Source organism: Prolixibacter bellariivorans ATCC BAA-1284 (assembly GCF_000621705.1).
GTDB lineage: Bacteria > Bacteroidota > Bacteroidia > Bacteroidales > Prolixibacteraceae > Prolixibacter > Prolixibacter bellariivorans.
This window is the reverse complement of the sequence record NZ_JHXO01000005.1, coordinates 509,615-532,383: the sequence shown is the minus strand read 5'-3', so window position 1 is coordinate 532,383 and position 22,769 is coordinate 509,615. Positions and strand designations below refer to the sequence as shown.

General features: G+C 44.7%; 17 protein-coding genes. 10 read left to right on the top strand and 7 right to left on the bottom strand.

Annotated elements, in window-relative coordinates; genetic code table 11:
- Positions 1–92 precede the first annotated feature (92 nt).
- The 6 genes from T426_RS0105400 to T426_RS0105375 all read right to left on the bottom strand — a co-directional run bounded on the left by T426_RS0105400 (position 93) and on the right by T426_RS0105375 (position 6,221).
- The gene (locus T426_RS0105400) at positions 93–1,742 is read right to left on the bottom strand and encodes a sodium ion-translocating decarboxylase subunit beta (RefSeq protein ID WP_025864608.1); all 1,650 of its coding nucleotides are present in this window, start codon (positions 1,740–1,742) and stop codon (positions 93–95) included.
- Between the two features lie 20 nt (positions 1,743–1,762).
- Positions 1,763–2,185 carry a biotin/lipoyl-containing protein gene (locus T426_RS0105395; protein ID WP_025864607.1) on the bottom strand — a complete coding sequence of 141 codons (423 nt, stop codon included), beginning with the start codon at positions 2,183–2,185 and terminating at the stop codon, positions 1,763–1,765.
- Positions 2,186–2,225: 40 nt separating this feature from the next.
- Positions 2,226–2,582: an OadG family protein gene (locus T426_RS0105390; RefSeq protein ID WP_025864606.1), complete on the bottom strand. Its 357-nt coding sequence runs from the start codon at positions 2,580–2,582 to the stop codon at positions 2,226–2,228.
- A gap of 11 nt (positions 2,583–2,593) precedes the next feature.
- On the bottom strand, positions 2,594–4,153 hold the full coding sequence (locus T426_RS0105385) for an acyl-CoA carboxylase subunit beta (RefSeq protein ID WP_025864605.1): 1,560 nt from the start codon (positions 4,151–4,153) through the stop codon (positions 2,594–2,596).
- Positions 4,154–4,187: 34 nt separating this feature from the next.
- Positions 4,188–4,589: a methylmalonyl-CoA epimerase gene (mce, locus tag T426_RS0105380; protein ID WP_025864604.1), complete on the bottom strand. Its 402-nt coding sequence runs from the start codon at positions 4,587–4,589 to the stop codon at positions 4,188–4,190.
- Positions 4,590–4,913: 324 nt separating this feature from the next.
- Positions 4,914–6,221: an acetyl-CoA hydrolase/transferase family protein gene (locus T426_RS0105375; protein WP_027585381.1), complete on the bottom strand. Its 1,308-nt coding sequence runs from the start codon at positions 6,219–6,221 to the stop codon at positions 4,914–4,916.
- 285 nt (positions 6,222–6,506) lie between these two features.
- On the opposite strand from T426_RS0105375, the gene T426_RS22835 reads away from it, so the two are divergent.
- The 6 genes from T426_RS22835 (at position 6,507) to T426_RS0105345 (ending at position 17,262) form a co-directional block, all read left to right on the top strand.
- Positions 6,507–8,012, top strand: a complete 1,506-nt coding sequence (locus tag T426_RS22835) for a dihydrolipoyl dehydrogenase family protein (protein WP_025864603.1) — start codon at positions 6,507–6,509, stop codon at positions 8,010–8,012.
- A gap of 176 nt (positions 8,013–8,188) precedes the next feature.
- On the top strand, positions 8,189–11,875 hold the full coding sequence (purL, locus tag T426_RS0105365; RefSeq protein WP_027585380.1) for a phosphoribosylformylglycinamidine synthase: 3,687 nt from the start codon (positions 8,189–8,191) through the stop codon (positions 11,873–11,875).
- 120 nt (positions 11,876–11,995) lie between these two features.
- A complete protein-coding gene (locus T426_RS0105360) occupies positions 11,996–14,104 on the top strand; it encodes a tetratricopeptide repeat-containing sensor histidine kinase (RefSeq protein ID WP_025864602.1) in 2,109 nt (702 codons plus the stop codon).
- A gap of 128 nt (positions 14,105–14,232) precedes the next feature.
- Positions 14,233–14,508 carry a hypothetical protein gene (locus T426_RS0105355; RefSeq protein WP_025864601.1) on the top strand — a complete coding sequence of 92 codons (276 nt, stop codon included), beginning with the start codon at positions 14,233–14,235 and terminating at the stop codon, positions 14,506–14,508.
- A 35-nt stretch (positions 14,509–14,543) separates the two neighbouring features.
- Positions 14,544–15,269: a class I SAM-dependent methyltransferase gene (locus T426_RS0105350; RefSeq protein WP_025864600.1), complete on the top strand. Its 726-nt coding sequence runs from the start codon at positions 14,544–14,546 to the stop codon at positions 15,267–15,269.
- A 1-nt stretch (position 15,270) separates the two neighbouring features.
- Entirely contained in the window at positions 15,271–17,262 is a 1,992-nt protein-coding gene (locus T426_RS0105345; RefSeq protein ID WP_025864599.1) for a DUF4954 family protein, read from the top strand.
- A 27-nt stretch (positions 17,263–17,289) separates the two neighbouring features.
- Here T426_RS0105345 and T426_RS0105340 read toward each other — a convergent pair whose 3' ends face one another.
- Positions 17,290–19,236, bottom strand: a complete 1,947-nt coding sequence (locus tag T426_RS0105340; RefSeq protein WP_025864598.1) for an OmpA family protein — start codon at positions 19,234–19,236, stop codon at positions 17,290–17,292.
- A gap of 389 nt (positions 19,237–19,625) precedes the next feature.
- Between T426_RS0105340 and T426_RS0105335 the strand changes: the two genes are divergently transcribed.
- The 4 genes from T426_RS0105335 to T426_RS0105320 all read left to right on the top strand — a co-directional run bounded on the left by T426_RS0105335 (position 19,626) and on the right by T426_RS0105320 (position 22,727).
- On the top strand, positions 19,626–19,838 hold the full coding sequence (locus T426_RS0105335) for a hypothetical protein (RefSeq protein WP_153637593.1): 213 nt from the start codon (positions 19,626–19,628) through the stop codon (positions 19,836–19,838).
- A 222-nt stretch (positions 19,839–20,060) separates the two neighbouring features.
- Positions 20,061–20,393 (top strand): iron chaperone, encoded by a 333-nt coding sequence (locus tag T426_RS0105330; RefSeq protein ID WP_025864596.1) that lies wholly within the window; start codon positions 20,061–20,063, stop codon positions 20,391–20,393.
- Between the two features lie 3 nt (positions 20,394–20,396).
- Positions 20,397–21,005, top strand: coding sequence for a class I SAM-dependent methyltransferase (locus T426_RS0105325; RefSeq protein ID WP_025864595.1), 609 nt, complete (start codon positions 20,397–20,399; stop codon positions 21,003–21,005).
- Positions 21,006–21,152: 147 nt separating this feature from the next.
- Positions 21,153–22,727 (top strand): peptide chain release factor 3, encoded by a 1,575-nt coding sequence (locus T426_RS0105320; RefSeq protein WP_025864594.1) that lies wholly within the window; start codon positions 21,153–21,155, stop codon positions 22,725–22,727.
- The last annotated feature ends 42 nt before the right edge of the window (positions 22,728–22,769 follow it).

The following is a 22,769-nucleotide window of genomic DNA, read 5'->3' as shown; positions in this document are numbered from 1 at the left end:
TTCCCTAATTTTGTTCAAAGCATTACATTGAAAAACGAAAAAAGGGTAGCCTGAAAACAGACTACCCTTTATATATCAGTGTTCACTTTTTTCTACATCAGGAAGCTAAGCAAGACACCGGCAGCCACTGCCGAACCAATCACACCGGCTACGTTTGGTGCCATGGCGTGCATCAGCAAGTGATTCGATGGATCTTCCTTCAACCCCATTTGTTGTACCACACGGGCCGAGTCGGGCACAGCCGAAACACCGGCAGCTCCAACCATTGGATTAATCTTGTTCTCTTTCTTAAAGAAAAGGTTCATGAACTTCGCTCCCAAAACTCCTCCTGCTGTAGCAATAACAAAGGATAATGCTCCCAGGACAAAAATCTTGATAGACGAAGGCGTCAGGAAAACGTCTGCCTGCGTAGAAGCACCGACAGTGATTCCCAATAACATGGTAATGATATCAATCAACGCATTGGAAGCCGTTACAGCCAGTCGTTTGGTAACACCCGATTCTTTCAGCAGGTTACCAAAGAAGAGCATTCCCAGCAATGGAAGCGCTGTCGGAGCAATGTAAGCCGTCAGCAACAATCCAACAATCGGGAAAAGCACTTTCTCCAGCTTGGTTACCGCACGCGGAGGACGCATTCTGATAAGACGCTCTCTTTTGCTGGTCAATAACTTGATAACCGGAGGTTGAATCACGGGAACCAATGCCATGTAAGAATATGCTGCAATAGCAATGGGACCAATCAGGTTTCTCACCGTCTGCCCGTTGGCCATCACGTTAATACCGTTGGCCAGCTTGGATGAGATAAAGATAGCGGTCGGACCGTCAGCACCACCGATAATACCGATAGCACCGGCTTCAGGCGGAGCAAAGCCCAGGTACAATGCACCAATCAATGTCAGAAAGATACCAACCTGTGCCGCAGCTCCCAACAACATCAGCTTCGGATTGGAAATCAACGAAGAGAAGTCTGTCATGGCTCCAATTCCGAGGAAGATAAGTGGCGGATACCATCCTTGCACCACTCCCTGGTAAAGGTAGTTTAGCACCGAACCGGGTTCGTAAATTCCCAGCTGCAGGTTGAAATCGGTTACCTGAAACATCGGAATATTCCCGATAAGGATACCGGTACCAATAGGAATCAGCAACATCGGTTCAAAATCGTACCGGATAGCCAGAAAGATAAAGAGCAATCCCACCATGAGCATGATGAAGTGTCCCCAGGTAAAGTTGGCAAAACCGGTAAATTCCCAGAAATTAAACAATCCGGAAAGTGCTCCGTCTACATTTTCATATACCTGACGGCTATCACCCGGCTGCCCCACCAGTTCTCCGTTTTGAAGTGTCAGCGACCGCTGAGGAAGCTGCAACGTAAAATTCTGAGTAGAATAACCTGAACGCTTATTCGGATTGGTATTTTTCCGAAGATGGGTCAACGGCTTCGCATTGAAGTCCATGAGGATATGCTCATCGGCTATTCTCCATTTTCCCGTATATCGTTCCTTGGCCGAGTCCATGGTAAATGAACCATCGCCGTCAAATTCCAGAGTTTTAAATCTCTCTACCATCTCCACACCGGACCGGGCTGTAACCGTATCGGGGTTGATTATCGGGTTAGCGATATACCCACTCGAACGGTTAACCCACTTCCCTTCCGTCAAATCAGAAGGTTTCACTTGATTCTGGGCGAAAAGACCGGAAACAGCGAGAAACAGGGTTAAAATTGTTAATAGTAATTTATTCATTTCAACAAGTCTTTTCCAGGTTAAGCAATTTCGACCAAAACATCATCCTGAAGAACACTTTGTCCGGCAGAAACTTTAACGGCAGCTACGGTGCCATCAGCTTCGGCCATAATCGAGTTCTCCATTTTCATGGCCTCCATTACCATGAGGGTCTGTCCTTTGGTAACAGTATCCCCTTCCTTCACAGCTATACTGAGTATGGTTCCCGGCAGCGGAGCCTTAATTGCTTTCGCCTTCGAGCTCTTTTTCTGGATTTCGCCTTCACCGGGCGCTTTTTGAACAGGTTTCCGGACAAGCTTAGGTGTTTTGTTTCTTTTCACCTCCTGGTGAATTTCCACTTTGTATTGGGTACCATTCACCTCCAGATCAGCGATATTATCCTCAATATCATTGATCTGAACATCGTACTGGTTTCCGCTTATGGTAAATTTGAACTTTTTCATTTTGCGTCAGTTGTGAATTTAATTTTGACCAGACCACGGATTATCGTGCCCAGCGGTCGTACACTCCGTAAATTTTCGAACTCCATGGAGAATAACGTCTTCTTACCCGCTTTATCGTTACCACGTTACTTTCTTCGTCGTGCGCTTCATTCAAATACATATGAATAGCCAGCGCAATGGCGGCATTGACGTTTCCTTCGAGATGAACTTCTTCTTCAGGTTCATCCGAGCCATCACCTTTTTTTCTTCGGAATCCTTTTAGTTTAAGAAGTTTTGGAGCATTGAGAAAAACCAATACGAGCAGTGACAAAGCAGTGACGACAATGCCAAAACCAACCACTGCAATGGTTAATCCCAATCCCTGAACATCCGTTAATAATATGCTTGCTATATTCATCGTTCAGTTTTTTACAATGGTATGTTCGAATGTTTTTTGGGCGGATTGGTCAACTTTTTCGTTCCCAACGCCTGTAATCCACGAACAATGCGGAAACGCGTATTGCGTGGCTCAATCACATCATCGATATAACCATATGATGCAGCCTGATACGGATTAGCAAAATTGGCTTTGTATTCATCCTCATGCTTCTGGACGTATGCTGCCCGTTCTTCCGGATCAGTAATCTCAGCCAGCTTCCTTCCGTGCAGTACCTCTACAGCACCCGATGCACCCATAACGGCGATTTCAGCAGAAGGCCATGCATAGTTCAGGTCGCCACGCAACTGCTTACAAGACATCACATCGTGCGCCCCACCGTACGACTTACGCAGCGTCACGGTAATTTTCGGTACGGTGGCTTCGCCATAGGCAAACATCAGTTTAGCACCGTGGATAATAATACCAGCGTATTCCTGTCCGGAACCGGGGAGGAATCCGGGTACATCAACCAACGTGATAATCGGAATATTGAAGGCATCGAGGAATCGAACAAAGCGAGCTGCTTTGCGCGAAGCATCCACATCAAGCACACCCGCCAGATAGTTAGGCTGATTGGCTACAATACCAACAGGTTGTCCGTCAAACTTGGCAAAACCAGTTACAATGTTTTTTGCATAATTCCGGTGTACTTCCAGGAATTCACCCACATCCACGATGGCATGAATAACATCTTTCACATCGTAAGGTTGGTTCGGATTATCCGGAATAATTTCGTTCAACGCATCTTCCAGACGATCGATCGGATCATGACATTCGGTAATGGGCGGTTCTTCCAGGTTATTCTGCGGCAGGTATTCCAGCAATTTACGGATAAGCAGAATACCTTCGTCTTCGTCCTCAACAAGGAAGTGCGCTACACCTGACTTTTGCGCGTGTACTTTACCTCCACCAAGATCGTCAATAGAAATATCTTCACCGGTAACGGTTTTCACCACTTTCGGGCCGGTAACGAACATATACGAGTTTTCCTCGGTCATCATGACGAAATCGGTAAGGGCAGGAGAATAAACCGCGCCGCCGGCACACGGACCAAAAATGGCTGAAATCTGTGGAATAACTCCGGAAGCCAGAATGTTCCGCTCGAAAATTTCGGCGTAACCGGCCAGCGAAGTCACTCCCTCCTGGATACGTGCACCACCCGAATCGTTAATTCCGATAACCGGGGCACCAGCTTTCATGGCCATATCCATCACTTTGCAGATTTTCTGTGCAAAAGTTTCGGATAATGAACCTCCAAAGACGGTAAAATCCTGAGAGAAAACGAAAACAGTCCGTCCATCGATGGTACCACGTCCGGTCACTACACCATCGCCCAGAAATTTCTTCTTCTCCATTCCGAAATTGGTACAACGGTGGGTAACGAACATGTCAAATTCTTCGAAGCTACCTTCATCAAGCAGCATTTCGATACGTTCGCGTGAGGTAAATTTGCCTTTTTTATGCTGGGCTTCGATGCGCTTTTCGCCGCCACCCAATTTAGCTTCAGCACGAAGGTCAATTAGCTTGTTGATTTTATCCTGATTGCTCATTGTGTTATACTATAGATAGTGAGTTTATGAAAGATTAGTCACTGCAAAGTTCTGTCAGTACGCCAAAAGTGGATTTTGGGTGTAAGAAACCGATATTCAAGCCTTCGGCTCCCTTGCGTCCCTGCTTATCAATTAACCGGATGCCGTTCTCTTCTGCTTCGGTCAGCGCCTGGTCAACGTTATCAACAGCAAAAGCAACATGGTGAATGCCAGGTCCTTTTTTCCCGATAAACTTACCAATCGGGCCTTCCGGATCGGTTGATTCCAGCAGTTCGATTTTTGTCTGTCCTACCTTGAAGAACGCCGTTTTCACTTTCTGATCGGCCACTTCTTCAACCGCATAGCATTTTGTACCCAGCAGTTTTTCATAGTAAGGAATGGTTTCTTCCAGGCTTTGAACTGCAATTCCAATGTGTTCGATATGTGATACGCTCATTGTGATTGATGTTTTAAGGTTACATCCTAACGATTAAAAATAGAAAAACAATCTGACAGAGGTTACATGATATCTGTCGTCTATGCATAGATAAATAAAAGGAAATATAATTTACTGAATAATGAGATCATTCAGAAACAGAAACGGATTTTCATGATAATTATACATGTGCGAAAACTCTCACCAACCGGCAAGAGTATTGATACGACATTGTCGGACAACACCTTTATGATCTCAATACCGATATTCATGAAAATAATTATCGGAATAACAGGAAGAAGGCAGAACGTCAGTTCCACCTTACTTCCCTTTTATGAGATCTATTTATTTCGCGGAAATAAATTTATAGTGTGGACCGAAACGCTCAAATGCTGCTTTGTCCAGCGCTTCCTGATGATTCGGATGAGCGACAGATATTAGCAAACGTGCACGTTCCTGCAGTGTTTTACCGTAAAGGTTTACCGCACCGAACTCGGTTACCACCCAGTGCATGTTGGCACGGGTACTTACCACACCCGAACCAGTCAGCAAAGTCGGCGAAATTTTCGACATTCCCTTGGCTGTAACCGAAGGCATGGCGATGATAGGTTTACCGCCCAAAGAGTAACCAGCTCCACGGATAAAATCAATCTGTCCGCCCACACCGGAATAATGCTTGATACCAATTGAATCGGCACAAACCTGCCCCGTTAGGTCGATGGCTAAAGCCGAGTTAATAGCAGTGACTTTATCCAGCTTACGAATGACATGCACACTGTTGGTGTGTGCCACATCCATCATGGCCACCATGGGGTTGTCATCGACAAAGTCATAAAGCTTTTTCGAACCCATCAGGAAAGAAGCGACCATTTTACCCCGGTCGATTTTTTTCCGTTTACCGTTTACTACACCTTTTTCAACCAATGGTAAAATTCCATCGGCGAACATCTCGGTGTGCACACCCAGGTCCTTGTGGTTTTCGAGCTGAGCAAGTACAGCATTGGGAATACCGCCGATACCCATCTGGAGGCAGGCGCCATCCTCAACAAGTGCAGCAACATTTTTCCCAATCTGGATGTCTGTTTCGGTGAGAGGTGCGCAATCGTGCGCATATAAAGGACTATCGTCCTCAACAAAGTAATCAATCTCGTTGATGCTAATCATGGCATCTCCCCAGGCCCGCGGTACGTTCGGGTTAACAGCGGCAATGACTACATCGGCGCACTCAACGGCAGCCAGCGTAGCATCTACTGAAGTTCCTAACGACACAAAGCCGTGTTTATCGGGAGGAGAAACCAACACCATGGCGACATTCACCTTGAGATAGCCGTCGCGGATTAATTTCTGTGTCTCACTTAAAAATACGGGGACATAATCAGCATACCCGGCCTGGGTTTGCTTGCGAAGATTCGCTCCAACGAAAAACTGTTCAGCAGCGAAAATACCTTCAAACTCCGGATTGGCATATTCAACTTCCCCTTCAATATGAATATGCTGAATTTTCACATCGTACAACTCTCCGGCACGACCCCGGTCAACCATAGCGCGAATGAGTTTGTGCGGGGTTACGGCCACACTACTCAAATGTACTCGATCACCAGATTTAATTACTTTTACAGCGTCACCTGCGGTTACATACTTGATCGATTTCATGTGTAGATCTTTTGCATTTTTTCCACACGGAACTCGCTATTGTTAATCATGCCTCTATGTAAGATACTCTCCAATCGCTCGTTTCATGTAGAAAAATTTCCTGTTTTCAAAATCAGTGCAAATGTAAAACATATTACAGTCTGGTGGAAAGATTTATGTTCCCAATGTCCTTATTTATTAAAAATCAAAATAAATGAGTAAAATGTTTGAACCGCTTTTTATTTTCGGGAAATAAAACCATTAACAGAGAAGTCTGTTTTACGATAAGAATCCGAATAACAAACTATGGAAAAATACGATTTAGCGGTCATCGGAAGTGGGCCGGGAGGTTTCTCTGCTGCTGTCCGGGCCCTGGATTTTGGAAAGGATGTTTGTCTGATTGAAGCCGGTCATGTTGGCGGTGCAGGCGTTATGAACGGAGCATTGACCTCGAAAACCATGTGGGAGCTATCGCACGATTATGCAGTTGCCGCAGCAGTCGACCGGGGATACCGCGCTTCAGGACTTCAGGTTGATTTTACCAAAGTCAAAAAGTCGGTGTTGAAAGCCGCTAAAACCAAGCAATACCAGATTCTCTCACAAATTGAAACCTACTCGAAAAAGCCGGGACAGAAAGGGAGTTTAACCATTAAATACGGTTTTGCCAGTTTTAAGGACCGGAACACGTTAGAGATTAATCCTGGAAAAGGTGAAGAAAAAGAATTGATCGGAGCCGACTATATTATTATTGCCACCGGTACCCATCCACGTGAATTACCCGATTTGAAAGTGGACCAAAAGCGTATCATTAACTCCGATGGCATCCTCAACCTGAAAAAGTTCCCCGAAAGGATGATGATTATCGGTTCAGGAATTATCGGCTGTGAGTTTGCCACCATCTTCTCCAATTTCGGCCACACCGAAGTCCACCTACTCGACCGTGCACACCGTGTTATCCCATTTGCCGACAATGACGTCAGTGATTTCGTATCCGGAAACCTGCAGAAAAACGGCGTCGTCATTCATCATACGGCCAACCTACGTACCGTTAATAAAAAGAAAGATTACCTGGAGGTCGTGCTCGACTACGAAGACGGACACAGTACTGTTATCGAGGTAGATGTGGTTCTCGTCTCCATTGGTCGCGAACCCAATACCAAAGGTCTGGGATTGGAAAACGTCAATATCCAAACGACTCCACATGGGTATCTGAAAGTAAATGAAGAATGTGCTACCGGCGATTTTGAAGCTTGCAACATCTTTGCGGCAGGAGACGTCACTGGTCACAAAGCGCTCTACTGTGTAGCTGAAGAACAGGGTCGTTTTATTGTCGAAGCCATCTTCGGTGAATTGGAGTATCCCACCGATTATTCGCACATGCCTACACTGATGTTCTTCAAACCGGAATTAGCCTCAGTAGGTGTCAACGAGAAAATCCTTCAGGAGAAAAAAATACCATACCGAGCAGCCTTCTATTCCAACGAAATGGTCAATCGGACCATTGCCATGCGCAATACCAACGGCTTTGTCAAGGTATTAGTTAGTGACGACGGTCAGGATCGGATATTGGGAATGCAGGCCGCCGGCCCCCAGGCATCCGCTTTCATTGTCTCCGTTTCGTACCTAATGAATTCGGAAAGCGGCATGAATGAGGTACTGCGAAGCATCCACCCACACCCCAGCGTAACGGAGGGAATACAGGAATGTTTCCGGGTGTTTAACAAACGCTCTATTTTCAAACCCGAAGCTTTCCCTGACAAAATAAAGAGCTGGGCCTGGAAGCCACTCGAATTGAAAAACGAAAAATCATAAAATAAACGCCGCAGATTGACCAGCTCAGTCTGCGGTTTTTTTATGCCGCAAAGGAAACCAAAACAATGACAATTCGCATACGTCTGTAAAGACAGTTGGCCGAATCCATAAACTGAATTTCCTTATATTTGTGGCATCCGAATTATCTGATTTCGTAAACGAAAACAACCCACACAATGATCCTGTTCTTTAAAGGCAAATCGAACACGATTGCCGTTGATGCACACGAGGAACTAAACCAGCAGGACCTCGAAAAATTAATCTGGCTCTTCGACCAGGCGCAACCCATCGAATCCGACCATCTGGATGGCAATTTTGTCGGTCCGCGCAAAGAGATGATTACTCCCTGGAGCACCAACGCGGTCGAAATCACGCAAAACATGGGAATTAGCGGTATTACCCGCATCGAGGAGTTTTTCCCGGTCGACTCCGATTCTCCGCAATTCGACCCGATGTTGCAGGCATTTTATAAAGGACTCGATCAGCAGGTATTTACCATCGAAAGGAAACCAGAGCCCATTATTTATATCGACGATATTTCCCAATACAACCAGCAAGAAGGGCTGGCACTCAGCAGTGAAGAAATTGATTATCTGGAAGGTGTAGCAAAACGAATCGGCCGAAAACTTACCGATAGCGAAGTGTTCGGATTTTCGCAGGTGAACTCGGAACATTGCCGTCACAAAATTTTTAACGGAAATTTCATAATCGACGGCAAAGAACAGCCCTCCACCCTCTTCCACCTCATCAAAAAAACCACCCAAACCAATCCCAACACCATCGTTTCCGCATACAAAGACAATTGCTCCTTTAGCAAAGGTCCTAAAGTGGAACAGTTTGCACCGGCCACACAGGATAAGCCCGATTATTTTGTTGTTGAAGATATTGATACCGTACTTTCGCTGAAAGCGGAAACACACAACTTCCCGACAACTGTTGAACCCTTCAACGGAGCCGCAACCGGAACGGGTGGAGAAATTCGTGACCGGATTGCCGGTGGGAAAGGAAGTTACCCGATTGCCGGAACAGCTGTTTACATGACCAGTTACTCACGTTCGGAGGATGGTCGTGAGTGGGAAGAGGCCATGGAACCACGTCCCTGGTTATACCAAACACCGGAACAGATTCTCATCAAAGCATCCAACGGTGCCTCCGATTTCGGAAATAAATTCGGACAACCCCTCATCAACGGTTCTCTGCTCACATTCGAACATTCCGAGAACTTCAAAAAATACGGATACGACAAAGTCATTATGCTGGCCGGTGGAATTGGTTTCGGCCGCAGCGAAGACAGTCTGAAAGATACTCCTTCAACCGGCGATAAAGTAGTGCTTCTCGGAGGAGATAACTATCGCATCGGAATGGGTGGTGGCGCAGTTTCGTCGGTCGACACCGGCGAGTTCGAAAGCCACATCGAGCTGAACGCCGTACAGCGTGCCAACCCCGAAATGCAGAAACGGGCCTATAACACCATTCGTGCGTTAGCAGAATCGGGTAAAAACCCGATTGTTTCCATTCACGATCATGGCGCCGGCGGCCACCTCAACTGCCTCTCAGAGCTGGTAGAGGAAACCGGAGGAAAAATTCATGTGGATAAATTGCCGGTGGGCGATCCCACTCTTTCCGCCAAAGAAATCGTTGGTAACGAATCGCAGGAACGCATGGGGCTGGTTGTCCGGGAAGAAAACCTCGAACTCATTCGTAGAATTGCCGACCGCGAACGTTCACCCATGTACGACGTAGGCGAAACCACCGGCGATCATCGGTTCACCTTCGAGGATTTCCGGACCGGTGAAAAACCCATCGATCTCGATCTAGCCGATATGTTTGGAAAACCGCCCGTTACCGTATTGGAGGATACAACCGTAAATGAAAAGTTTGCTCCGGTTTCCTACGAAAATGAAAAAATTACCAGTTACCTGGAACAAGTACTGCAATTGGAATCAGTTGGGAGCAAAGACTGGCTCACCAACAAAGTGGACCGTTCGGTAACCGGGAAAATCGCCAAACAGCAATGTGCCGGCGAACTTCAGCTACCGCTGAATAACCTGGGCGTAATTGCCATCGATTACCAGGGAAAATATGGAATTGCCACTTCCATCGGTCATGCACCGGTAGCCGGACTGGTTGACGCCCCTAAAGGCTCTATCCTATCCATAGCTGAGTCACTGACCAACATTGTCTGGGCACCGTTAACCCATCGCATCAAAGGTATTTCACTCTCAGCCAACTGGATGTGGCCGGCTCGTAACCCGGGTGAGAATGCCCGTTTGTACAACGCCGTAGAAGCAGCTTCCAATTTTGCATGTGAACTGGGTATCAACATTCCTACCGGGAAAGATTCCCTTTCGATGACACAGAAATATAAGGATGATGTGGTACTTGCTCCCGGAACGGTTATCATTTCCGCTTCCGGCGAAGTATCCGATATCCGAAAGGTAGTGGAACCGGTTCTGGTCAACGATGCATCGAAACCCTTATATTATCTCGATTTATCGGGTGTACCCAAATCGCTGGGCGGAAGCTCATTTGCCCAAATTGTGAACAAGCTGGGTGATGAAGCTCCTACCGTGAAAGAACCCGCAGCTTTCGTGAAAGCGTTCAATGCGGTACAAGATGCCATCGACGTTGGATTGGTAGCAGCAGGTCACGACATCTCAGCCGGTGGAATGATTACAGCCTTGCTGGAAATGTGCTTCGCTCAAAACAAGGGAGGAATTGAAGCTGACCTGAGTGCCATGAATGAAGCCGATTCAGTAAAGCTTCTATTCAGTGAAAACCCCGGATTATTGATTCAGGCGAACGATGCAGAGAAACTTGAAGCATTAATGACTGAGCAAGGAGTTAATCTGATCAAAATCGGACAGCCTTCCTCAAAACGCGAAGTTGTTATCGTCAATCAGGGAAGTGAGCTGAACTTCGATATCGATTCGCTCCGTGAACTGTGGTACAAACCATCGTATCTGCTCGACCGGAAACAAAGCGGAAGCAAACTGGCTTTGGAGCGTTATCAGAACTATAAGAAACAGGCGCTTCAATTCGATTTCCAGTCATTCGACGGAAAATACTCCAGTCTGGGCATCGATGCCAAACGGCGTCAATCTTCCGGTGTGAAAGCCGCCATTATCCGCGAAAAAGGAGTGAATGGCGACCGTGAAATGGCCTGGAGCCTTTACCTGGCCGGTTTTGATGTGAAAGACGTTCACATGACCGACCTGATTAGCGGCAGAGAAACGCTGGAAGACATTAATATGATAGTTTTCGTTGGCGGCTTCTCCAATTCCGACGTACTAGGTTCAGCCAAAGGTTGGGCCGGAGCTTTCCGTTATAACGAAAAAGCACGTACCGCACTTGAAAATTTCTACCGTCGTGAAGACACCCTGAGTCTGGGCGTTTGTAACGGTTGCCAGTTAATGATTGAGCTTGACCTGATTTATCCCGAACACCGCGAGAAAGGCAAAATGCTGCACAACGAGTCCCATAAATTCGAGTCCGGCTTCATTAATGTCGATATTCAGGAAAACGATTCGGTTATGTTGAAAAATATGACCGGAAAACGTTTGGGAATTTGGGTGGCACACGGAGAAGGTAAATTCAATCTTCCGCTTGACGAAAGTAACTATCACATCCCGATGAAGTATACTCATGAAGGTTATCCGGGTAACCCGAACGGTTCGGCATTCAATACGGCGGCTGTTTGCTCTGCTAATGGCCGTCACCTGGCAATGATGCCGCACCTGGAGCGGGCAATTTATCCATGGCAATGGGGTACTTATCCATCGGCTCACAAAGACGATGAAGTAACTCCCTGGATAGAGGCATTCGTCAACGCCCGAAAATGGATTAAAAATCATCAACAATAAAATACAGGAGCCGGCTCAACAGTCCGGCTCCTTTTCTTTTTCCCGCCATCTGATATTCCCTTAAAGTTTACTAACTTTATGATGAGTATCGAGGATGTATCTCTAATCAAGCAGACCTAAATGAACCTTAAATCTGTTTTCGTTACTGTTATTTTCTTGTTTATCGGCCTAACGGTTCGAAGTCAACCTTTATCTGTTCCTGATTCTCTGAAACAAAAACTGAGTGGATTGTCAGATGCGGAACAGGCTAAAACGCTTATTGATAACTCCACCTCCTTTTTGCCAGCCAAATCCAATCTGGCCCGTTTTCTGTGTAACGAAGCATTAACCAAACTGGACCAATCAAAAAAAAAGCATTCCAAATTAGTTGCCAAAGCAAACTACATTATCGGGGAATCCTACTATTACGAAAGCGATTTTAAAAGTGCCCGCCCCTATTATGAGAAGGCATGCAATATGTTTCAGGGCATTAGAGACACTTCTTTATGCGCTGAAACCAAAAATTGCATCGGACTAACTTACTATTATACCGGCGAATTTAACAAAGCCATCAAAGAGTTTATTAACGCCTACAACCTGTACTCCGACCTGAAACAAAAAAGTGACATGGCCGATATGCTGACCAATATTGCCATGATTCAAAAGGAAACCGGAGACAATGAGAAAGCGATGAAAAATTATGTCGATGCGCTTTCGGTAGAAGAAGAGTTGGGTGACAGTGCCAGTATCGCCATCATTTCAAATGGTATTGGTCTGCTGAATATGGAGCGTGACAGCCTTAACCTCGCGTTCCAATATCTTAACCGGGCAAAAGATATTTTTCATCGCCTCGGGCAGGTTTCGCGTGAAGCATCCGTGTTTCATAATCTGGGCATGATTTTTCAAAAAAAGAATGAATATCAGCGTTCGCTACCCTATCTCCGAAAAGCAAAAGAGCTGTTTGAAGAAGAAGGTGATATAATGGGAGAAGCTTACGTTTTACATGGTATGGGCTCGGCAATGGCCAAACTCAAGATGTATGGCCGGGCTGAAAAGGATTACCTCCAAGCATTGTCTCTCGCGAAAGAGCACAATCTTCCGTTGCTCATCAGGGATACCTACAAAAATCTGTATGAATTTCACAATGACAGAAACGATTACAAAAAGGCCCTGAAATACCATGTTATGTATACACAACTGAAAGACAGTCTTTTTAACAAAGAAAAAGCTGATCAACTAGCCAAAATACAAACACAGTACGAAACAGAAAAGAACGCCAGAGAGGTACAAAATCTAAAACTCGAAAATGAACTAAAAGAAAGCCGGTTGAATAGGAATATCCTTGAAAATAAAATCGCCTATGGTCTGGCCGGTATCTTTCTGATTATATTGATCATTCTACTGAATCGTTTTCTGGAAAACCGGCAGGCCAACCGGTTGCTTGAAACAAAAAACAGGGAGATCGAACAGCAAAAAAAGGAATTAGAGGAGTTCAACCAGGCTTATCGGGAAATGAATAAGGAACTACGTACCCTGAATTCAGAAAAAGACACGTTCTTCTCCATTATCGCTCATGATTTAAAAAATCCTTTTCACGCACTACTGGGCTTATCCTTCTTGCTAAAAGAAGACTATCCCAAATTAACGGACAATGAGCGGGTAAATTTCGCCGGCGAAATCAACCAGACCAGTATCAAGATATTTCAGATGCTCGAAAACCTTTTGGCCTGGGCCCGCACACAGACCAACCAAATTGAATATAACCCGGAATACATCAATCTGAGTGAGTTCGCAGAGGAGCTGTACGAGAATACCATCACACAAGCTCATGAAAAAGATATTTCCCTTTCGGTTGACATCCGGAAACAACATCAGGTATTTGCCGATACTTTAATGCTGGAAACGATTTTGAAGAATCTTGTATCCAACGGAATAAAATTCACCCCCAAAGGAGGAGCAGTCCGGTTAAAATCGGAACTGGAACCGGAAAGCGAATTTCTGAAAATTTCAGTATTCGACACGGGTGTGGGACTTACACCAGAGGAACAAGGCAAGCTATTTCGTATTGACAGACATTTGCGCAAAACAGGAACCGAAAGTGAGGAAGGTTCCGGACTTGGGTTACTTGTATGTCAGGAATTCATAAAAAAACACGGAGGTCAGATTGGAGTAAACAGCGAACCCGGTAAAGGCAGTCACTTCTGGATTACGTTGCCCATCTCTGAGAAAACTTCCGGAATGCATAAATAGTTTAAATAACCGCCCTCTCATTTTTCATTCGATGAACAGATCCATACGTTCGTCAGAAAGTTTTCAACCTTTATCAACAAAACTTTTATCTCGCTTGCTCTTTTCGTAAATTAAAGTCAAATAAATCGATGATGGAGCATTTCCGTAAAATAAATTATGCCCATATAAAAGAATACATCCTCCAATCCTCCCGGAATGGAAAGACTCTTCATCTCTCTGATTTTAATGCCCGTTTCTGGTTACACAACGAAAAAGTAAACCTCGACCAGGTAAAAGCAATTTATCGCTTAATGGGTAATATCCAAAATGTTATCATTCCATCGGGAGATTATAAAGGATTATATTTCTTTTCTGAGCAACAGAATATCTATTACAAATACGAACACACCGCTGTTACTGTTTAGGTAATTTGCTTACTTTGCGGGGTCAATCGTATATCATGGGAGTTTTAACCAGAGAGAATGATCCGATGGGAGCTGCCATATGGGATCATTACACAGCTGCCGGAAAGCATCTAATTACAGTAAAGACAGATATTGCGGAAGATGAGGAGCTTTCCCCCGAATACCTTTTCAGAGATTTTAGTCAGATGCCGGATATCGAGCAAACGGCCCTCAAAAAAAGCAAGGGGCATGTCCTTGATGTAGGTGCAGGTGCAGGTTCTCATGCACTTTGGCTGCAGGAAAAAGGACTGACGGTAACGGCAATAGATATTTCGCCATACGCTTGCCAAACGATGGAAGAAAGAGGTGTTCGGGACGTTCGTCTTCAGGATGTCATGCAGTTAGAAGATGAACAATTTGACACCATTTTATTATTGATGAACGGACTAGGTATAGCTGGAACGCCCGATGGATTGAACCTCCTCCTCAAACACTTGAAAACACTGCTAAGACCAGGTGGCCAGATACTGGCTGATTCAGCTGATTTACTGTATCTCTTTACCGATGAAGAAGGTGAAATCTGGGTCGATTTGAATTCAGATACATACTATGGACAGGTTGAATACCGTTTAAGCTACCGTGAGGTGAAAGGCAATCCTTTCAACTGGCTTTTTATCGACCGGGAAACACTCACAGATATTGCACAAGAGAACGATTTACAGGTAATCGAAATGATAGAAGGTTCCCAGCATGATTACCTAACTGTATTAAAAAATATTTGAAATGGACCACACCAACAGAAAACTGACATCCGAAGAAATTGAAATGCTGGAACAACGCCACTGTACCGCAGAAGATTGGACTCAAGTCAGCGTTCCGCACGATTTTGACACAAAAAACCTTCGAAATGTGCATTTCTACGGAACCAATGTTTTGGGACGATTCGATAAAAAAATAAAATTCTTTAACGGAATCGAAAAACCCACCGGGATTTATGATGCTTCGTTGCACAACTGCACGATCGGAGACAATGTTCTCATTCGTGGAGTGCAACACCTGATAGCCAATTACGATATAGAGGAAGATGTAGTCATTAAGAATACAGACCAGGTCGTGGTAACCGAGTCTTCCACTTTTGGGAATGGCACCATGGTAGCCGTTCTTGATGAAGCCGGCGGACGCTCCATCCCTATTTACGACCATCTTTCAGCGCACCTCGCCTACATGATGACGCTGTACCGCCATCGGCGTGACTTGCAAGAGAAACTGCTTGCCTGGGTAGAGAAATATGCCGAAAGTCGCCGTTCAGAAAGAGGGTTCATTGGAAAAGGTACAAGAATTCTCAACTGTCATTCGATTATTAATGTATATTTTGGTCCCTACGCCGTAGCAGAAGGTGTTCATCGGTTGGAAAATGCCACGTTGAACAGTAAGTTGGAGTCTCCGGTAGTGCTAGGTTCGGGTGTAATTGCCCGCAATTTTATCGTTAGTTCGGGTTCCGAAATATCGGATGGGGCCATTGTCGAGAATTGTTTCATTGGACAAGGTTGCCAACTAAGTAAACAGTATTCAGCTGAAAACTCTCTTTTCTTCGCAAACTGCCAGGGTTTTCACGGTGAGGCCTGTTCCATATTTGCGGGACCGTATACTGTGACGCACCATAAATCGACACTACTGATTGCCGGAATGTTCTCGTTCCTGAATGCAGGTTCAGGTTCCAATCAGAGTAACCATATGTACAAGCTTGGACCGATTCACCACGGCATCGTGCAGCGAGGTTCCAAAACAGCCAGTGATTCCTATCTTCTTTGGCCCGCCAAAATTGGCCCATTCACGCTGGTTATGGGACGTCACTATAAAAACTCCGACACATCCGATTTGCCCTTCTCTTATATGATAGAAAACAAGGATGAAAGTTACCTGATGCCGGGTATCAACTTACGTAGTGTAGGTACCATTCGCGATGCCATCAAGTGGCCCCGAAGGGACAGGCGAACCGATCCGGATACACTCGATTTCATCAATTTCAACCTGCTCAGCCCGTTTACCATACAGAAAATGTTACGAGGACAGCGAGTTCTGGAAGACCTGCAGAATATTTCAGGGAAAACATCTCAAACCTATTCCTATAGTTCAACCATCATTAAAAATTCTTCTCTTCAGAAAGGATGGCAGTTGTATAACATGGGAATCACCAAATTTTTGGGTAATTCCGTGATTACGAGGCTGAAAGATTCCGGAATAAAGACAGAAGCAGAAATGCGTCAGCGCCTTACTCCCGACACAAAAATCGGCGAAGGAGAATGGATTGATTTGGGCGGATTGATTGCTCCTAAAAAAGAAATTTCTTCCTTGATGAATAAAATTGAATCAGGTGAAATAGAAAATCTAACAACGACATGGCAGTGGTTCGCCCGTCTTCATAAAAATTACTATGAATACGAATGGACCTGGGCTTCTCACCTTTTGGAAGAAAGACTCGGAAAACCCATTTCCGAAATGACCGTCGGTGATATTAAAGGAATGGTCGAACGTTGGAAAGAAAGTGTCGTTTCGCTCGACAGAATGCTTTATGACGATGCCCGTAAAGAATTCACCCTGAAGTCACAAACTGGTTTTGGATCAGACGGAAATGAAGAAACTCGTTCGCAAGATTTCGAAATGGTGAGGGGAACATTTGAAAATAATCAGTTTGTCAGGGAGATTCTGGATCATATTGAACGAAAATCCCGCCTGGCCGATGTCATACTCGAACAATTAAATCAACTCAAATAAATGAAAGCCGGAAATTCCGGCTTTTTTTTATTGCTGATTAATCTCCAATTTTTTCACAAGACGAAACTCGGTTCTCCGATTACGGGCTCGTCCATCTGCCGTTGTATTGTCGGCAACAGGCTGAGTAGCTCCATAACCTTTGGCAACTAAACGCTGAGAGGAGATACCTTTTTCTTCCAAATAACTAACCACAGCTTGCGCCCGCTGTTTCGAAAGCTTGAGATTATGAACGTCTGTTCCGGTATTATCGGTATGGCCGGCAATTTCCACCATCCACTGCGGATTCTTCTCCATAAATGCTAAAACCTGTTTCAACTGCAGGAAAGATTCCGGCTTCAGCGCTGACGAATCTGTATCGAAAAACACATTTCGTAAAGCGGTTACACTTCCGGCTTTCACTGGCTGAAGTGCAATTTCCAACTGAAATGGTTTCGATTTTTCGTAGGACTTGGTTAAATCAAAATGTTCGGAATAAAACAGATAGCCGGGAGTTTCGACATTTAGCGCGTAATCTTTTCCTGCCGGAAGGCACAAAAGAAAATGTCCGTCAAAAGCATCAGGCCGGGTTTGCTCGTAGATACTATCACTCTGCAGATTAATAATCTGCACAACCGGAGCAAGTGGTTTTGAAGTTTTCGCATCGAATACTTTGCCGGCAACGTAGCTTACAGCATCAGGCCTCAACTCTTCCGGAAGGACAAAATGAAAAATGTCTCTTCCTCCATACCCTTCCCGGTTCGAAGCAAAATAAGCATTCCGTCCTGTCACATCTACAATCAGGCCGTCATCATCTTCGTTCGTATTAATTGGATACCCCAAATTTTCGGGAACTGAAAAACCGTCTCCTTCATTTCTGGATACAAACAAATCTTTCCCGCCCAAACCGGGCCAGTAATCAGACGCAAAGTAAAGTGTTTTACCATCGGCATGTATAAACGGAGACGACTCATTTCCGGGCGTATTAATCGCTTCCATATTGGTTACTTTTCCATAGACCGGTAAACCCGATGGCGTAATGCTGGTTCTTTCAGCGCGCCAGATATCCATTTTCCCTTTCCCTCCTTTTCGGTTACTGGCAAAATAAAGATAGCGGCCATCGGCCGAAACAGATGGCTGCGATTCCCAGCCGCGGGTATTCACAGGCGACATCAGGTTGAGTGGCTTCATCCATTTGCCGTTACGCTTTACCGTAAAATAGATATCGCAACTCCCATAGCCGTCCTCCCGGTTGCAAGCCGTAAAGAATAATAAGTCTCCGTTTGCCGAAATACATTGTGCGCCTTCATTATCGGGAGTATTCACTGGTTTCCCCAATGGTTCAGCCACGGACCAACCGGCACTGTCCAGATGCGAAGAATAAAAATCTTCCTGAGGGAAACGCAGCGACTGTCCGGTCGAATCAACAGTAATCAATCGCGTAAACACCAATTGATTCGCTTCCGCATTCAGGCTGGGCCAATATTCGTTTTCGCTGGTATTAATTGCGGGACCAAGATTTTCAGGATGAAACGGAACCGGATGCTGCACCGCATAACTGGCAAATTCGGCTGACTTCAGCAAACGCCTTGCGCCATTCTCCTTCTTGGGCGAAAGCCTGAAATAACGCTTTAGGTTAACAACAGCCGTATCATACACTCCTTTTTGATATTCGAGCATTGCCAGAAAATAGAATCCTTGCGGGTAATCAACCGAATCAACCGCCAAACCAGCCCTTAAATGTGCTGCTTCCAAATCCTTCTTCTTTTCCCAATGATAAATATCGGCCAGAGCAAAGTGAGCCATTGCGAAGTGATTATCCATTTGAAGCACGTGTTGAAGCTTATCAACCGCTTCGTTGTTTTTCCCTTGCTGAAACAGCTGTTTTGCTTCGTTAAACTCACGCTGAACTCGGGGATTTACCTCTTTTTGTGACTGACCATTGCCAGAAACAGAAAAGCACAATACAAAAAACAGAATAAAAAATAAGTGGCGCATATAATGTAATCAGATTCTTTCCGTTATTATAGAGAGTGTTACAATGAAAAAAAGCGTTTATTTTTCAATTTTAGGTTGCAAACTAATTAAAAAGATTTGTATAATTACCAATAAATAATCGAAGTCGCATCTACGAACATAAACAATTAACAACTAACAAATTAAAAAACAAAAGAATAAATAAGCATCCGCAACAGAACAACCGCCAAATGATGAAAAGGCGATATTCCTTCAGCTCTGGAATGATACCAGAAGATATCCATCCGAATTAAGTTAAAGAGCATACTTTTTCCTTGAATTTAGATGTAAATTTTAAGTTGAAATTAATATCAGAATTTGATAGTTTTATTCCGATATCGCAAGCCGAAACGGATATTAATCATCACGTTATGAAAAAAAAGAATTTTAAAAGAAACCGGGATGTAATGGATGGCCGAGATGATTCGCTCCGTCCGAAAAGAATTCGCCGAAAAGAGAAAAATGCCTATCTCTTAAGCGAAGAAGAACTAAATGAAGATCTGGACGATTGGGAAGAAATTAAGAGTTATAATCAATTAAATGATGATGACGAAGAGGATTTCGACGATGAGGATGATTATTAGTCAAACGATTCGTTATTCCTAACCATTCAAACCAACTGAAAATATAAAGAGGAGAGGCTACTCTCCTCTTTTTTTATCCTTCTTACCGACATAGCGATGCCATACAGCATGCAAACCATGTATCCATCTTGTATGTTTCATAAATTAAAACAGTCACATATCATGATATTTTGTTAACTTGGTACATCCGCTGTACACAAGTCAAACACTAATACGAACGTCATGAAAACAGAAGCCATTACCGTTGATGAGTATCTGACGACAATCCCGGAAGATCGGGCACGGGTTATTGCCAGGGTTCGTTCGATGATTCAGAAATACTTTCCTGATATTGAAGAAACAATGGAATATGGGATGCCTACGTACAAACCATTCTGTGCCATTGCCTCACAAAAGAAATACCTGACGTTTTATCTGTTTGACGGTCGAAAAATTGAGAAATACCGTGATCGGTTTGCGAACGCCAGCATCGGAAGAAGTTGCATTCGTTATACCCATCCGGAAGAACTGCCACTGGATGTGCTGGAAGAAATTTTTGAGGAACTGAAATCGTGAAGAATGGAGTCGTATTGGTTTGCCCGTATTTATGATCCGTTAGTGGAACCGGTATTAACCGGATTAAGAAAAAATCTGACAGAATCGCTGGTCAATTTAAAAATAACGAACATTCTGGATGTCGGCTGCGGAACCGGCAGCCAGCTACGTCGGTTGGCTGACAATGGAATTCAGTGCACCGGAGTCGACCGTTCGGATGGCATGCTAAAAGTGGCTCGTAAAAAATCGTCCGGCATAGATTATGTCCAGGCCGATGCCACCGCATTACCCTTTCGTGACCATCATTTTCATGTAGTACTGATTTCATTGGCATTACACGAAAAAGGCCCGGAAGAAGGACGCCTGATTCTGAAAGAAATGCTCCGTGTACTAAAGCCCGATGGATATTTGATCATTGTCGATTACCATTTCACCGAAAACCGTAAATGGATTGCCGAGAAAGCTGTTTCTTTTGCCGAGTTTATGGTCGGTGGCGACCATTACCGCAATTTCCGTTATTACCGAAAAAATGGTGAGTTGAACAACATTATTGATGGCCTGCCCGTAAAGTATCACTCTTCCCGAAATTTTGCAGGCGGAACCATTGCACTCAACTTCTATCAGCCCGCATAGTCCGGACACTTAAAAGTCTGGTTGCTCCTCACACGAGAGGCGTTTACGAAGTACCCGGAACAGGCACGAGGTAACCCTTTTGTTTTCATTCCCCAAGGTTTCTCCGATGTCCGAAAAAGGCTATCTTTGCCCACTCAAAAGTTAGTTATGGGTTTTAAAGAAGAAATAAAACGCCGCAGGACCTTTGGAATTGTGAGTCACCCTGATGCGGGTAAAACCACATTAACCGAAAAGTTATTGCTTTTCGGGGGTGCCATCCATACGGCCGGAGCGGTAAAAAGCAATAAAATCAAGAAAAGTGCGACTTCTGACTTCATGGAAATTGAACGTCAGAGGGGAATTTCGGTGGCCACTTCCGTGATGGGATTCGAATACCAGGGTTACAAGGTTAACATTCTGGATACACCCGGTCACCAGGATTTCCAGGAAGACACGTTCCGTACGCTGACGGCTGTTGACAGCGTCATCATTGTCATTGATGCGGCAAAAGGCGTGGAACCACAAACGGAAAAACTGATGAATGTATGCCGGATGCGAAAAACGCCGGTAATTGTGTTCATCAACAAAATGGACCGCCCGACAAAAGATTCCTTCGACTTACTGGACGAGATTGAAGAACAGTTAAAAATTAAAGTTCGTCCGTTAAGCTGGCCCATCAACGATGGTCCCGATTTTAAAGGAGTTTACAACATCTTTGATAAAAATCTGAAACTCTTCGATCCCAGTATTACGGAAATTGAAGAAGGTATCAACTTTGAGGATCTCAATTCTCCCGAACTGGAAAATTACATCGGAAACGATGCTGATGTGTTGCGCGAAGAGTTGGAGCTGGTAGAAGGCGTATATCCCGAATTCGATGCAAAAGAATATCTTGCCGGAGATTTGGCACCCGTCTTCTTCGGAAGTGCATTGTACAACTTCGGGGTCCACGAGTTGCTGGATACATTCGTACGCATTGCTCCTCATCCACGCCCGAAAGATGCTGAAGAACGTGATGTCGAGCCGTCGGAGGAGAAATTTACCGGCTTTGTCTTTAAAATTCACGCCAACATCGATCCCAACCACCGAAGCCGGATTGCGTTTGTCAAAATCTGCTCCGGAACCTTCCAGAGGAATACCAATTACAAGCACATGCGATTGGGAAAGAATTTCAAATTCTCCAGCCCGACAGCCTTTATGGCTTCCAAAAAAGAAATTATCGAAGAAGCTTATCCAGGCGATATTGTTGGTATTCCGGATACTGGTAATTTTATTATTGGTGATACGCTTACCGAAGGTGAAGACCTGCATTTCAAAGGAATTCCATCATTCTCACCCGAAATTTTCCGATATATCGAGAATGCCGACCCGATGAAATCCAAACAGCTCAATAAGGGAGTGGACCAGCTGATGGACGAAGGTGTTGCTCAGCTTTTTACCAGCGAATTGAACGGCCGGAAAATTATTGGGACTGTTGGAGCACTGCAGTTTGAAGTAATTGAATACCGGCTAGAACATGAATATAACGCCAAGTGTCGGTGGGAAAATCTTTCGATGTACAAAGCATGCTGGATTGAAAGTGACGACAAAGAGAAACTGGCTGATTTCAAAAAGCGAAAACACAACAAAATGGCTAAAGACAAACACGGACGAGACGTCTTTATGGCCGATTCGCCATTTATATTGGATATGGCTCAACGTGATTTTCCGGAACTAAGCTTCCATTTTAAGTCAGAGTTTTAAAAGATACTACCCGGGACAATTTCCCGGGTTTTTTCATATTTT